General features: G+C 51.8%; 10 protein-coding genes and 1 tRNA gene. 3 read left to right on the plus strand and 8 right to left on the minus strand.

Annotated elements, in window-relative coordinates; translation table 11 throughout:
* Nucleotides 1–244 precede the first annotated feature (244 nt).
* Nucleotides 245–1,087, minus strand: a complete 843-nt coding sequence (locus BUB22_RS01145; protein ID WP_073113617.1) for a PDDEXK family nuclease — start codon at nucleotides 1,085–1,087, stop codon at nucleotides 245–247.
* Between the two features lie 378 nt (nucleotides 1,088–1,465).
* Complete coding sequence (locus BUB22_RS16950; protein WP_254794584.1) at nucleotides 1,466–2,674, minus strand: ComEC/Rec2 family competence protein; 1,209 nt, start codon at nucleotides 2,672–2,674, stop codon at nucleotides 1,466–1,468.
* A gap of 65 nt (nucleotides 2,675–2,739) precedes the next feature.
* On the opposite strand from BUB22_RS16950, the gene BUB22_RS01160 reads away from it, so the two are divergent.
* Both BUB22_RS01160 and BUB22_RS01165 read left to right on the plus strand, forming a co-directional pair.
* Nucleotides 2,740–3,102 (plus strand): hypothetical protein, encoded by a 363-nt coding sequence (locus BUB22_RS01160; protein WP_072809268.1) that lies wholly within the window; start codon nucleotides 2,740–2,742, stop codon nucleotides 3,100–3,102.
* A gap of 98 nt (nucleotides 3,103–3,200) precedes the next feature.
* Nucleotides 3,201–3,274, plus strand: a tRNA-His gene (locus BUB22_RS01165).
* Between the two features lie 71 nt (nucleotides 3,275–3,345).
* On the opposite strand, the gene BUB22_RS01170 is transcribed toward BUB22_RS01165, so the two are convergent.
* On the minus strand, nucleotides 3,346–5,106 hold the full coding sequence (locus BUB22_RS01170) for an FISUMP domain-containing protein (RefSeq protein WP_073113551.1): 1,761 nt from the start codon (nucleotides 5,104–5,106) through the stop codon (nucleotides 3,346–3,348).
* Between the two features lie 44 nt (nucleotides 5,107–5,150).
* The gene (locus BUB22_RS01175) at nucleotides 5,151–5,999 is read right to left on the minus strand and encodes a TIGR02147 family protein (protein ID WP_073113552.1); all 849 of its coding nucleotides are present in this window, start codon (nucleotides 5,997–5,999) and stop codon (nucleotides 5,151–5,153) included.
* Between the two features lie 231 nt (nucleotides 6,000–6,230).
* On the opposite strand from BUB22_RS01175, the gene BUB22_RS01180 reads away from it, so the two are divergent.
* Entirely contained in the window at nucleotides 6,231–7,349 is a 1,119-nt protein-coding gene (locus BUB22_RS01180; RefSeq protein ID WP_073113618.1) for an AAA family ATPase, read from the plus strand.
* A gap of 55 nt (nucleotides 7,350–7,404) precedes the next feature.
* Here BUB22_RS01180 and BUB22_RS01185 read toward each other — a convergent pair whose 3' ends face one another.
* The 4 genes from BUB22_RS01185 to BUB22_RS01200 form a co-directional block, all read right to left on the minus strand.
* Nucleotides 7,405–8,346: a fibrobacter succinogenes major paralogous domain-containing protein gene (locus tag BUB22_RS01185; protein WP_073113553.1), complete on the minus strand. Its 942-nt coding sequence runs from the start codon at nucleotides 8,344–8,346 to the stop codon at nucleotides 7,405–7,407.
* A gap of 18 nt (nucleotides 8,347–8,364) precedes the next feature.
* Nucleotides 8,365–11,388: a fibrobacter succinogenes major paralogous domain-containing protein gene (locus tag BUB22_RS01190; protein WP_139258648.1), complete on the minus strand. Its 3,024-nt coding sequence runs from the start codon at nucleotides 11,386–11,388 to the stop codon at nucleotides 8,365–8,367.
* Nucleotides 11,389–11,402: 14 nt separating this feature from the next.
* The gene (locus tag BUB22_RS01195) at nucleotides 11,403–12,251 is read right to left on the minus strand and encodes a TIGR02147 family protein (RefSeq protein WP_073113555.1); all 849 of its coding nucleotides are present in this window, start codon (nucleotides 12,249–12,251) and stop codon (nucleotides 11,403–11,405) included.
* Between the two features lie 266 nt (nucleotides 12,252–12,517).
* Nucleotides 12,518–14,266: an FISUMP domain-containing protein gene (locus tag BUB22_RS01200; protein ID WP_175547203.1), complete on the minus strand. Its 1,749-nt coding sequence runs from the start codon at nucleotides 14,264–14,266 to the stop codon at nucleotides 12,518–12,520.

Genomic DNA, 14,266 nt, shown 5'->3' on the forward strand with positions numbered 1-14,266 from the left:
CAGCACTAGGTCTGCCGTTTATTAGTTTGTATTTAACAAGGAGCCACAATTCTATCCCCGCGAGCAGACCTTTTCCCACTATACAGGCGATTTGGTCTGCCGAAAAGCCCCCTCAGGGCACCATCGCAAGCATATTTCCTCCGATTTTCGCTACTTCCAGCAGACCCACAGAGCATTCTTCAGCAATTTGGTCTGCCAAAACAACAAAACCGCCCCTCGTTCGCGGTCACACACAAAAAAGACTTTAAAGCAAATAGCATTTTGCCAGCCGCTCCACCTTCCTGGCATCCAGCGGCACCTCGCCCGATTCCATCGATGTAATCAGGTTCTTCCCCGAGAAAAAGCCATTTGCCTCATAACACGCCATCTTCCACGCCACCTTTGCTGAATAATCGGCATCGTCCATCAATCCAAAATGTTCCCACACGAACTCGCGACGCAACCGCACATTCAGGCATGTAAAATCGGGAAAAATGCAAAATGTTCTTTTCCCGCCCTTTGCCTTCACATCGCGGAGCTGCATGGGGCATTCATACTTGTACGGAATCGACAAGCGGAAAAGCGTATCCGCGATAATTGCCTCGGACTTGGAGCGGACCCGCTCGCCGCGGGCGGTCAATATTTCCGGGGCATCATCGTCAAATCGCTTACCTTCGTAAGGGGTAGCCAGCCACGCTCTTGCAAATTCATCGTCCGACAACCGAACCGGAGTTACAAGTTTCCGCCGCCCGGGATGCATTTTCTCACAGACTTTTTCAATGCCACTTATGGCAAAATCGTTTATGAATCCATCAAGCAAACTGAGCATCTTTTTCAGTTCGGGTAGAATTTTACAATCATAATCTTTTTGAGCAAGGGCACGCGCCAAGCGCAAGTTTCCCATAGGAATAAATTTTCCGCAATGCGATGTGCCTTCAGAAACTTGAAACCATTGTTCATGATCACCCCGCTTCGAAATTCGCAGGCGGCCTGCGGGGGCGTTCTTCAGGTTTCGTTCCTTCGCAGAAACCAAGTCTGCCAGCATTTCAGCCTTAGCTTGCAGGAGCGGCAACACGTCGCCAGCCCAGATTTGTTCATTGTTTTGCATTTTTACCATCCTTTTTGTTTTGTTAAAGTCGTTATCTCTCTGTTAGCAGGCGTTCGGCAGACCCAGCAAGGCTTTTTCCAGCACTAGGTCTGCCGTTTATTAGTTTGTATTCAACAAGAAACCACAATTCTATCCCCGCGAGCAGACCTTTTCCCACTATACAGGCGATTTGGTCTGCCGAAAAGCCCCCTCAGGGCACCATTGCAAGCATATTTCCCCCGATTTTCGCTACTTCCAGCAGACCCACAGAGCATTCTGCAGCGATTTGGTCTGCCAAAACAACAAAACCGCCCCTCGTTCGCGGCCAAAAGGCAACTAACCAGCAGACCCACAAAGCATTCTGCAGCGATTTGGTCTGCCAAAACAACAAAACCGCCATCATTCATCAACCACCACACCATCGGGCCACATCTCAAACCCGACGCTCCCCTGCAAGTCAGTGCGGAAGAACCGCGCCGTATCGCCGAGCACGTAGGCATACTTGCGCACGACTTCTTCGCGGGGGTGCCCGTAGGCGTTGCCCGCACCCACACTCACCACGGCGTAATCCGGCGCAACACGCGAAATGAACCGGAGCGAACTGCTGCCCGCAGACCCGTGGTGCGGCACCTGCAACAAGCCCGCGGAGAGCGTGGGTGAAAGTTCCAGCAGGCGGCGTTCTCCCGCAGAGTCCAGGTCGCCCGTCAACAGGAGGGAGGCCGCCCCGAATTCCACCCGCACAACCACACTCGCGGGGTTCCCGCCCTCCCGCACGTAGTCCGGCGGCCAGAGCACGTCGAACCGCGGGGCATCACCGATGTTCGAAGACAGCCCGCGCGAACCATCCCCGTCGCCCGAAAATTGCCCGATGGCATCCGCGTCACCCGAAGGTTGCCCGAGCGAGCCCCCGTCGCCCGAAGGCAACCCGCCGGCATCCCCGATGCCCGCAACCGCCCCGCACGCAGCAAGCCCGAGCGACATGCCCCGCACCAGCGTATCCACCGGAATGCCAAACCCGCGGGCCACCCGCAGCACACTATCCCGAATGAAGCCGCCCGAAGTATCGGGCCCGACATACAGGCGGCGCACGTACACCCGCGGCGCATCTCCGGCCCGAGATAAACCTCCCCCGACCAGCGATAAACTTTCCACCCGCGATAAACGCTCCTCGACCAGCGATAAACTATCCACCCGCGATAAACTATCCCCGACCCGCGGCGCAGTTCCGCCCAGAAACAAGCCATTTCCAGCCCGCGACAAACCTCCCCCGACCCGAGCGGAGCCCGAACCCCCACCGCGACCCGCAAGTTCCATGAACCCGCCCGCATGGTCCCTGTGGTTATGGCTCACCACCACCCACTCGAGCGTATCGACCCCGCGGGCGACAAGCGAGTCAATCACGCCCACGGAATCGGGCCCCATGTCGTACATCGCGTACCGCCCCCCGCAATCGAGCAGCACCGCAAGTCCCTGACCCACGTCCAGGAACGTAACCCGCAAGGGCGAAGGTTCGGGCGCCCCCTCCTCGATAACGAACCCGCACGATGCCACCAAGGCGAAAATGGCCACGAAGGCCAGCATTTTTGCTTGCAAAAAGAAGTATCTCATACCTATATATACGGGTTCACCCCCCAAAATGAGCCAAAACGCCACTTTTTTTCTATCTTTACAGCATGCAGTTACCCAAATACAAGAAAAAGAAGCGTATCAAGCTCAAAATCTGCCAGGAGCCCGGCTGCGGCCGCGAGTTCTGGGGACACCCGATTGCCAAGTACTGCGAACTGCACCGCGACATCAAGTTGCGCCAGAAGCAGAAAAAGAACGTGGAAAGCATCGAGTCCAAGAACATCATCTTCCGCCACAACTACACGGAATCGATGGACCTGACCTTCAAGTGCTGTCTGGAAGGCTGCAACGAGCTGTTCACCATCAAGGTCTTCCCCAAGCAGACCGTGTATCCTCGTTTCTGCATGGAACACCGCAACGACTTCAAGCGCGAGAACTTCATCCGCGTCATGCAGAAAAAGAACGCGTAAAACCGCTATCGGCGGCGCATTTTCGCCTTTTTTACCAAAAAATTCACGCCATCCCTTGAAATTTGGGATGGCTTTTTTATATTTGGTCTCGCTACATGGTGGATGTAGCTCAATTGGTTAGAGTCCCAGATTGTGATTCTGGATGTTGCCGGTTCGAGTCCGGTCATCCACCCGAAAAAAGGCCCCGCAATTTGCGGGGCCTTCTTCGTTCTCCTCCTAACAGCCTCCTCCTTACAGACTGCTTCAGTTCCTTACGCAGCGGACACGCCCCGCCTTCCGTCGATTGTCGGTCATCACGCCGTAATCAATCGAAATTTCGAAAGCGTAATTATCATAAATCCTGTAGTTTGCGTACGAATTCACATATTCAAAGATCCACTCGACATCTTCGGTGTCCTTATGCTCCTCGTAGTAATCCCACCACTCTGAACGCTCTTTTTCTATATCTCCGGCAAACGACTTGTGCGTATACGTGTGGTAGTATAGGTCCAGGTACTTGCTGTCCATCGGGTAAAGATTGAAGTCGAACCTGTTATAGAATACGCCCACCAGGTCTTTATCAGATGCGGTTTCGGAATCCGTTCTCCAGGATTCATTGAGTAGATTGTTGACTCCCCCGACATAGGTAATCAAGGCTTCCCAGTCCAGGCTATTGGATATATGCCAGCCGGCCGGGCAAATTCCCTGATGCAGCGAATCTATCAAGCCATCCTTGATAGGCCTCGACATATAGCTTTCGCTCAACCCCATGGCAGTCGTCCAATTATAGATTCCGGTCGGAGTCACATCTACGCCACCCCTCCTGGAATGCTTGACCGTAGTTTCACCACTGTACATCAGGTCCTCGGCCATCCATTCATACTTCTTCCCGTTGAACTCGAAACTTACCGTCTTGTATTCCCGGCCGTCGCGCGGATCCTTCATGGTTCCCGACCCGTGAGGTATCGGCATCTTGAGGGAATCGAGGTGCCCCTTAGTCGTGAACTTCCAGCTATGTCCATCGCAAAGGAAGTAGGCAGGGTTCACATACGTCATCCAATCATCATTGTCATCTACGAACGGTTTGTCAAGTCTTCTTGATTCCCCCCAGAGGTCGTCATCGCAATGTTCAAACCCTAGATAATGGTCCAGTACCAAATGGTGGAAATAACGCCTCTCCGCCATAAGGTCGTACTCGTCCCTACCAATCAAGCCGGTTTCGCCAGAGTGCATCACATTGCCCAAGGAATTGTATAAATAGGCAGTGTAAGCAAGAGGCGCAATCAAGGAATCGCTGAGGGTTCCGTCTTCTTCCAGGTCATCGGCGTATCCATCCACATAATCCTGTAACATGCCACAGTCCGTATTGGCCGGGTCCATCCTATATTCCCACTCGTTTCCTTCGCCATTCCAAGGAATAATGAAGTCTCGAGTATCCACAAAAATACTGATATGATAAAGAGCCATGTCCGCAGCGGATGTACTGAAGATGTTCAGGTCTTCCGCGGAATTTACGGGAATGTAGACACCGAATGCGGCGAGCACTTCCGCAGCAGCCTGTTTCTTGGCCTGGGCAAAGGGCACGCCATCCTTGACCAACTTCAATACACGCTTGTATTCAAAATGCGTCAGCAAGTTGATATTTGCGGTAATACGTTTTTCCATGTTGGTAATGGCATTAAGGTGCAAGACACACGCAGAACGTTCGCCACTGACATCACGAATATAGTGGCCTTCGGCGGAAAGAAGCGCATACGGGCTTTCCAAATCAAGACTATCGAATTCGAAGTCACCCTTGTCGTTGATGACCGTGGTATTGAATTCCTTGCCCGTGGGTTCCAGGTTCCCTTCCGCAGATGTTTCCCGGAGCACGACGCTGGAGCCTTCTACAAACGGGCCCTTCTGCACCGCACCCGAAAGCTTTTTGCCCGCGAGGGCGACAATGCCCGCATCTTCCGAGGTTCCTCCCGCGACATCCCTGCCATCGGAACAAGCGTCAAGCACAAACACACAGGCCGGAGCCAAAACGAGTCGAATACACGTCCTTAATTTTTCATACAAATTCATCTTTACTTATCCTCCTTTCCAAATTTCTTTTCCTTGTCCAGCTTTTCGGTCATCGGGAACAGTTGCAAGTTCAGGCGATACACCTGTTCCGTCTCGTCGTCTTCCGCGGCAATCGCCACGATGCGCCGGCGGCAATCCGCCAGTTCCTTCCGAATCCGTTCGTAAGCACGGCGCGTAAGCCCGAGGGTCAGCCCCGACATGTCGCGTTCAGAAAGCGGCAGGTCCAGGGCCTTTACCGCAAACTCCCCCATTTGTCGCTGCATGTCGCGGGCCGCCACGGGGACCGCATCTACCGAGCCCATCGAGATGGACTTGTCCGTCTGGCGGTAGTTCCCGCTCCTGTCCTTCTTCAGGAGCTTCGCACGCACCAGAAAGTCAAGCGTCTCGCTCACTTCGGCAGCGGAAATCTTTTGCTTGCAGGCACGCGCCATCTCGAGCGGCTTTGCACCCGGCATGTGCGGGGCAAGTTCGCGCAGCACCGGATTCTTCCACGACTTAAAGTAGTCGAACTCCTCTTTCCCGAGTACGCGCACCTTGTGGGCCCTCGCCAGCGCACAGCGTTCCTCGAACGCGGCACGCTTCGCCTCATCCCCCTTTGCATGGGCGTACGAAACCATCAGCACAAAGTATGCCTGTTCGTAACCGGCGAGCCCCATGGCGCTTGCGACAGAACCCGCAGCCCCAACACTCAGGTTCTTCTTGCCTTCGCAAACGTACTTCAGGTAAACAGCAGACGAGAACCCGGCATCGCGCGCAAAGTCTCGCCACGTGAATGCCGAACTGCGCTTGCGTTCATCGTAGTAGTCCTGGATGAACTTGCGGTAGTCTGTGTATTCAATGATCTCCTTCATGTGCACAAATATAGGTAATTTTTGTTATCTCAGAACACAAAATTGCCGTTTTTATGCAAATTTTACCATTTTTGTAGAATTTTAGCAAATTTTAGCAATTTAGAATACAAAACACGTATTCCAGGAATACAACAAAAAAGACAAGGGAAGGCTCCGCCCTCCCTATTGACATTTCACTATACTTTTAGTATATTACTTAAAGTATATTACCAAAAGTATAGTGAGGTTATCATGATAAACCCCTTTTTGCTAGAACCATACACATCAAAGGAACTGTTCTGCGACCGCGAACTGGAACTCAAAGAAATTGTCTCTCTATTAACGAATGGTTCCAACGTGACACTCATTTCGCCTAGACGTTACGGGAAAACAGGTCTGATTTTCAGGGCTTTTGATGATCTCCGCGAAAAAAAATGCACCTGCATATATGCCGACATTTTCTCAGCTCAAAATCTAGACGACTTTCTCAAAATTCTTTCCGAAGCAATCGTTAGCGCAGTAACAAGCGAATCGATAATAAAAAAATTCTTCAACACTCTTAAAAACGCGAGACCCACACTCAGCTACGATCCTGTTTCCGGCAGTCCACAGGTATCGCTTTCGTTCCTGATGGACTCACAAAAACCACCAACTCTAAAATCCATTTTTGATTTTCTAGAAAAGCAAGAAACACAAATCATTTTCGCGATCGACGAATTTCAGCAAATCCGAGAATTCAAAGAAACAAATACCGAAGCCTTACTGCGAACTTACATACAACAATTGCACCATGTAAAATTCATTTTTTGTGGCAGCAAAAAACATTTAATGACAGACATGTTTACCAATGCAAAGAAACCATTTTACGAAAGTTCCAGAACAATCTATATCTCCCGTATAGATGCAGATAAATACAAGGCATTTATTACAGGTCTCTTCAAAAAGGCAGGCAAATCCATTGACGACGACGCCGTCGATTTTATCTTGGGTTGGACAAAACGGCACACTTATTACACTCAATTCGTCTGCAACCAGGTTTTTGCGGATTCATCCCAAAGGATTACGTTAGAAGATGTAAAAAACGTCGCATCCAAAATTCTTCGGTTCGAAACAACAAACTTCATAGAGCGACGCAACCTGATTACCGAGAAACAGTGGAAATACCTCGTCGCAGTCGCCAAAGAAGGCGAAGTCAGAAAACCGACCGCAGCGGATTTCTTGATGAAATACAAAATCGGAAACGCGGCCACCGCAAAGAAAATCCTCACTGCCCTTGTCGAAAAGGAACTACTGCTAGAGCAAAGCGACTTAAGCGGGAAAAGCTACAGCGTGTACAACGTATTCATGTCCCGCTGGATGGAATCGCTTTAAACAGAAGACCCCGCTAAAAAGCGGGGTCTTTTTTTCTCCTCCTAACAAAATCTTCCTAGTCCCTTACGCAGCGGACAGAGAACCCGGAGTTCTTGTGGAAGCCATACTCACTCACCCCTTTGCTGTTGTAGTTCATGGTCTTAGCATCCGCATAGTAGTCGTCGTCGCCATCAGAAGTCCAAAAGGTTGTGCAGAAGCCCTCACCTACGTACCCTTCAATTGGATTCTTGATGCCAACAGGCAATACGGCAAAGGAATAGATATCGGAGCCATTTCCATTATCGGCCCAACCACTTGCCGATTTGAGTCTCTCTGCCGCCGTCGATGTATACCCGTCTAATATAAATAGCCTACCCCATTCTAATTCCGTTGGCAAATGCCAGCCCTCAGGGCATACGCCACGCACCGGGTATGTCGGCGAGCACACCGTTTCATCGCCGCAACCTTTGCCATTCGTACTCCACCTGCCCACGCTATCCATCGCGGCGGACCACGTGTAAAGGCGGCCATACTTGGTGCAGTTGGCAGGATCGTTGTCATAGCACCAGCTAGTGGAATCGAAGGTGATTAGGCCATTTTCAAAGGGAACACCAATGTATGCGTAGTTGAGATTCTCCGCCATCCAGATTTGTTTGCCGATTTTCACAATCTTGTATGTTTGCCCGTCACGCCCATCAGTCATAGTTCCTGTAACTCCATCTTCAAAGAAACTGATACTCGACGCATCACTTGACAACGATTCCGCAGAACTACTACTTGACTTGGCATCGCCGTTTTTACTGCTACTCGATTTCGCAGAAGAACTGCTGGACACACTTGTCTCGCTTTCGCTCGACTGCGGTGTGACGCTAGAGGAACTACTTGAATCGTCGCAGTCCTCGCAAACAGACGAAGAAGAATCCTCGTCGGGGCGGGTTGTGAAACCGCTGCTCTCGTCATCGCCGCAAGCCGTAAGCAGGAATGCGGACACGGCACATATTGCAAAAGCTCTTTTCATTGGACTTACCTCTCTACCCTAAAAATAATCTTGCACGCAACGGACAGAAAACCCGTAGTCCTTGCCGCTGCCGTACAAGTCAGCTTTGTCGAATTCGTCGTCCAAGCCCACGATATATGTGCGGGAACTATTGTACTCAGAGGAACTCCAGAAGTACGCATGGTAGCCAACGTTGTTGTAACCAGTGGCGTCCCTGAGGCCAGCAGGCAACGCCAAGAAGGAATAGGCATCCGTGCCGTATCCGTCGCGGACCCAGCCGCCAGGAACGCTGGACCAGCTGATAGTGGAGCTGAGCATCTTGCCCGCCGTTGACGCTCCACCGACAGCAGTAAACAATGTATTCCACTCCGCCTTATCCGGCAGATGCCAGCCCTCGGGGCATATGCCTCGCACCGGGTAAATCGGAGTACATTGCACGCCATAGCCGCAGTCCTTGCCATTCGTAGACCACGTTCCCACACTGTCCATCGCTGCAGCCCAGGTGTAAAGGCGACCATATTTGATGCAGTTGGCAGGGTCGTTACTAAAGCACCAACTAGTGGAATCGGAGGTGTAGCCACTATTATTATAGAGAACGCCAGTGTATGCGTAGTTCAAATTCTCCGCCATCCACACCTGACTGCCGATTTCTACGGTCTTGTAAGTTTGGCCGTCGCGGGAGTCCGTCATGGTTCCCGTAACTACTGTAGAAGGATCTACATACCCTTCAGGGACACTGCTGCTTGACACGCTTGTCACGCTGCTACTGGACTTCGTTTCATCAACGCTAGAACTTGAAGAAGGTCTTACCGGTGCAGTCGAAGGATCCCCTTTGACGCAACGGACACTTTGTCCATAAGACTTGCTATTCTGATACGTATAAGAATTGGTATAAACGTTGTTTATATTGAAATACCGGCCATCATTGGCACTGTATTCAGTAGCGCTCCAGTAATAAACATCCGAGCCCACCTTTTCCCATTTAGTAGCAGAAATTCTTCCGGTCGGGAGTGCGGCAAAGCCGTAAAGATCCGTACCGTTGTTGTCAGGCGTTCCGGCGTAGTTCCATCCAGTCAACGCCTTGAGTGGTTCACCAGATACAGGGGCATTTCCTAATGCCACGCTCAATAGGCCCCATTCATAGATTGACGGCAAATGCCAGCCGTCAGGGCAAATTCCCTGCACAGCTCGATCAAGTCCGCACTTTTTGCCATAGCCGCAATCCAACGGAGCCTCGGCATCGTTCGCTAGTGCTACCGAGTCAATCGCAGCGGCCCAGCTGTAATAACGGCCACTCACCTTGCATTTTTTTTCATCACCCTGATAGCACCAGTTGCCGCCCTTCAAGCTAGGCGTCCTATTGCTATCGGCATAGTTCAAGTTTTCAGCCATCCACACCTGCGAATAATTTGAGTCTGGCACTTCAATTTTCACGACCTTGTAAACCTGCTTGTCACGCGGGTCGATTATCGAGTCGTACTTGATATTCGGATTCAGGCGTGCTTCCTTGGGCACATCCCAGCTCCACCCATCAGAATAACTGCTACTCGATTTCGCCAGGCTACTGCTAGAGCCAGCCACTGGGGATTCGCCTTTCAAGCAACGGACCGAACTCCCGATATACTTGTTACTGTAGCCCTTGCGTACAATGGTATCCGTGTACAATCTTATACCATACGCATAATCATCGTACCCTTCGTACCATTCAGAAGTCCAGAAGACAGCAGCCTCGCCCACAAAGTTCTTACTCCCCCAGCCACCAGCAGGCAACACAGTGAAGCCGAAATCATCCGTACCATTGCCGTCACTATTCCAGCCACTCGTAGACTTGAGTTTCATGCCTGCAATCGAATCCCCACCAACCGCAGCGAGCAGCGTTTTCCATTCCGCAGTATCAGGCAGGTGCCAGCCGCTAGGGCATGCATCCATTGCCGCACTCCATTCATAAAGGCGACCATACTTTGCACAGTATTCAGCAGAATCATTATAGCAGTAACTGGAATCCGTTTCAAAGTTCAGGTTTTCCGCCATCCACACCTGATCACCGATTTTTACGGTCTTATAAGTCTGGCCGTCGCGGGAGTCCGTAAACGAGCCTTCGGCAGGCTCAGAACTGCTGCTGGACAGATCCTCGACCGGAGTCGAGGATGACGACTGACGGGAACCGCTGCTAGATTCCTCGCTGCTATCGCTGCTCAAGATGACGGTGTCGCCGAAGACTTCGACATACTTCTCGAATGCGGGCACTTCGTCAGCATAGCCCAAGCGTTCGACATTCTTGCGGATTGAATCGAGTGTTCCGTCGGCCGTAGCGGCAACCTGCCATTCTTCAATCGCGGCCTTCGTCTCGCTATCGTCCCACTTGCCGGTTTCCGCAAACGAATCCTTGAACCCGTCCATGCGCTTCTCGAGCCCAGGCACATCCGTCCCGGCCTGCATCAACACGCTCACGGCAAGCAGCGCTGCATTGCCGTCGCCACTTTCATAGATGGTCAAGTCTTCGGAATTGTCGAAGTCGCCTGCGATGCCGAATGCAGCGAGCACTTCCTTCTCGGCCTGCTTCTTCGCATCCGCGAACTTCTTGCTCTTCTCGGTCACGAGGTACAACACGCGTTTGCATTCCAGGTCGGTGAGCATGTTTACGTTCACATGCCCGCGGTCCTTCAGGTCGCTCAGCGCAAAGAGCGTCACCGACTCCGAAGTTGTATTGCCGGTAATTTCGTTGCGGTAAATGCCCGAAACTTCAAACAACGCGCACGTAGACGAAAGCGTCACGTCGTCAAACGCGAAGTCGCCCTTGTCGCTCGCTATTTTGCCTTCGAAAATTTCGTCCGTCAGTTCAAGCGTCTTGCAGTCGATTCCCTGCACAGTCACCTTGGAGCCCTTCACGAACGGGCCCTTCTGCGCCAAGCCCGCGATATCCTTCGCGACAATGCCCATGTCTCCCGAGGCGCCGCCAACGAAATCATCTGACTCGTCATCGGAACACGCCGCCGTCAAGATAGCCATGGCGGCAAGCGCACAGGCCGGAATAAGCCGAGCCATAAAACTCCTGTTCATCATGTTCCTCATCTCCTTTACCTCTTTTTAACTTTAAAAACTTTCTTGGTTTCGATCCGCTTGCTCAGCGGGAACAGCTGCATGTTCATGCGGTACACGCGTTCCGTCTCGTCCTCTTCGGTCGCAATCGCCACGACGCGGCGGTAAAAATCCGCCATCTCCTTCCGGATGCGTTCGTACGAGCGTTCCGTAAGGCCGAGCACGAATCCGGACATGGTCCGTTCGGAAAGCGGCAGGTCGATGGCTTTAATCGCGAATTCCCCCATCTGGCGCTGCAGTTCGCGGGCCGCAACAGGCACCACGTCCATGTCGCCCATCGTAATCGCCCTGTCCGTTTGGTGGTAGTTTCCGTCCCTGTCCTTCTTCAGGAGCTTCATCCTTACCAAAAAGTTCAGCGTCTCGGTCACCTCGGCAGCGGTAATCGACGGGCTACAGGCGCGCGCCATCTCAAGAGGCTTGGCTCCCGGCATATGCGGGGCAAGTTCGCGCAGCACAGGATTCTTCCACGACTTAAAGTAGTCAAACTCGTCGTTACCCAGTACGCGCATCTTGTGCGCCTTCGCGAGCGCACAGCGTTCCTCGAACGCGGCACGCTTGGCCTTGTCGCTTTTCGCGTGCGCATACGAGACCATCAGTACAAAGTAAGTCTGTTCGTAACCGGCGAGCCCCATGGCGCTCGCGACAGAACCTGCGGAACCGACGCTCAGGTTCTTTTTACCCTCACAAACATATTTCAGAAACACCGCCGACGAAAATCCGGCATCCTGGGCAAACTTCTGCCACGAAAAGACGGAACTACGCTTGCGCTCTTCGTAGTAGTCCAGGATATACTTGCGGTAATCCGTATATTCAACGATTTCCTTCATAGGTACAAATATACCCTCTTTTCGTGCATTTAGGACATAAATATGGCGATTTTAGCCAAATTTTACTGCTTTTTGCTATTTTTCTAAAAATTGAGCAAATCAGAACATACACTACATGTTCTGAGAACATGAGAGATCCTCGCCTTCTCCCCAAAGAGGATAACTCTACTGAGGCAACAAGTTGCCAAGTATCGTATAGCGAGGATGACAAGCACAAAAACCCCGCCATTCTGGCGGGGCCTTCCTCTTTCCCCCTTACAGACTTTCTAGTTCCTTACGCAGCGCACAAAGCCTTTTGGCTGTACTTCCGTGTCGGACACGTAATTCCAGTTAATTGATATCTCGATGGTCGTGAAATCCGTTTTCGTCAAGGGATAGTCGATAAATTCATCCCGTGTAAAGAATTCCCGGTTCCACACATCGTCATTGGGACTGGTCGGCTGGAAGGACATCCTTGGAGCATAGGTATGGAAATAGGCTTCCAGGAATTGCTTATCTAGCGGAACGAGATTGAAGTCCAGCCTGTTGTAGAACACTCCCGTCAGGCCCTTCGCAATGGCGGTTTCCCTGTCAGTCCTCCAATTTTCGTCGAGCAGGTTGTTGGGATTGCCGTCCACGTAATCTAGCAGGGTTTTCCACTCCTCGCTATTCGCCACGTGCCAGCCGTCGGGGCAGATTCCCTGATGGAGCGAATCGATCAGGCCTTCGCGCACAAACCTCGTCATGTAGCCCTCGTTAAGGTGCATGGCCTCGGTCCAGCTATAGACACCCGGCTGATGGAGGTTTGCGCGACCTCCCTTCGTACGCGTTACCGGGGCAACGCTATACATGAGGTTTTCCGCCATCCATTCATACCTTTTCCCTTCGTACTCAAAGCTTATCGTCTTGTATTCCCGTCCGTCACGCGGGTCAATCATGGTGCCATTTTCATGCTCAAACATCGTTGTGAGCGAATCGATGTACCCCCTTGTCTTTATATCCCACTTATAGCCATCGCAAAGGACGTAGCCGGAATCCAAGATACGCTGTTCCCCCTCCTGATAGTCATAGACCTCTAAGGGCTTGTGAAACGCCGTATATTCGCCCCAGCGATTCTCGGTGCATGCATCTATCTCCAGATGGAGCAAGAGCACCAGCTTGCTGAACTCGTATTCCTTTTTCATGACCACCAGATCGTCATACGACCCTGGGTCAGCGGCTTCCTTTTCCCACATGTCGTCTTCATCGATAAATTCCATACGGTCATACATACGAGTGATTTCGTAGGCATGGCCTGCGATAGCCTGCATAATGGAATCACTGAGTTCACCATCATCGGCAAAATCTTCCGCAAAACCATCAAGATAATTCTGCAATTTCGGGCAATCTTCTTTTTCATCATCAACCCAATAAGTCCATTCCGGGGTATTATCGATAAGAAGACTGATATTGAACAGGGTCCTGTCCCCTTCGGACGTATTGAATATATTCAAGTCCTCCGCAGAGGAGACGTCAATATCGACACCGAACGCAGCGAGAACTTCCCTGGAAGCCTGCTTCTTGGCTTCGGCGAAAGGCACGCCTTCCTTAACCAGTTTCAATACGCGCTTGTACTCGAAATGCGTCAGGATGTTGACGTTAGCCGTACTGCGGTTATTCAGGTTCGTTACCGCATCAAGGCGCATGGGGCATTCCGAACGTTCACCGTCGTATTCGTGAGCATAGTAACCTTCGGCAGAAAGCAGCGCATACTGGCTTTCCAGATCAAGCTCGCCAAACTGGAATTCACCCTTGTCGTTCACAGTCGTCGTATGGAATTCCCTGCCCGTGGGCTCAAGAGTCCCTTCTGCCGACGTTTCGCGGAGCACGACGTCCGAGCCCTTTACGAGCGGGCCCTTCTGCGCAGCGCCCTTGATTCCCTTACCCGCAAGAGCAACAATGCCTTCGGATTCCTCGCTCGTGCCCGCCGTCTGAGTGGAACACGCACAAAGCGCGAGGCTCAAGGCAGATACACCCATAAAAATATTCTTTCGCAT

Source organism: Fibrobacter sp. UWCM (assembly GCF_900129735.1).
Classification (GTDB): Bacteria; Fibrobacterota; Fibrobacteria; order Fibrobacterales; family Fibrobacteraceae; genus Fibrobacter.

Excerpts from the sequence above, each read along its gene's own strand:
- BUB22_RS01175 (WP_073113552.1), bottom strand. The coding sequence starts at position 5,999 with ATGAAGGAGATCATTGAATACACAGACTACCGCAAGTTCATCCAGGAC.
- BUB22_RS01145 (WP_073113617.1), bottom strand. The coding sequence starts at position 1,087 with ATGCAAAACAATGAACAAATCTGGGCTGGCGACGTGTTGCCGCTCCTG.
- BUB22_RS01185 (WP_073113553.1), bottom strand. The coding sequence starts at position 8,346 with ATGAAAAGAGCTTTTGCAATATGTGCCGTGTCCGCATTCCTGCTTACG.
- BUB22_RS01190 (WP_139258648.1), bottom strand. The coding sequence starts at position 11,388 with ATGATGAACAGGAGTTTTATGGCTCGGCTTATTCCGGCCTGTGCGCTT.
- BUB22_RS01200 (WP_175547203.1), bottom strand. The coding sequence starts at position 14,266 with ATGCGAAAGAATATTTTTATGGGTGTATCTGCCTTGAGCCTCGCGCTT.
- BUB22_RS01195 (WP_073113555.1), bottom strand. The coding sequence starts at position 12,251 with ATGAAGGAAATCGTTGAATATACGGATTACCGCAAGTATATCCTGGAC.
- BUB22_RS01180 (WP_073113618.1), top strand. The coding sequence starts at position 6,231 with ATGATAAACCCCTTTTTGCTAGAACCATACACATCAAAGGAACTGTTC.
- BUB22_RS16950 (WP_254794584.1), bottom strand. The coding sequence starts at position 2,674 with ATGAGATACTTCTTTTTGCAAGCAAAAATGCTGGCCTTCGTGGCCATT.
- BUB22_RS01160 (WP_072809268.1), top strand. The coding sequence starts at position 2,740 with ATGCAGTTACCCAAATACAAGAAAAAGAAGCGTATCAAGCTCAAAATC.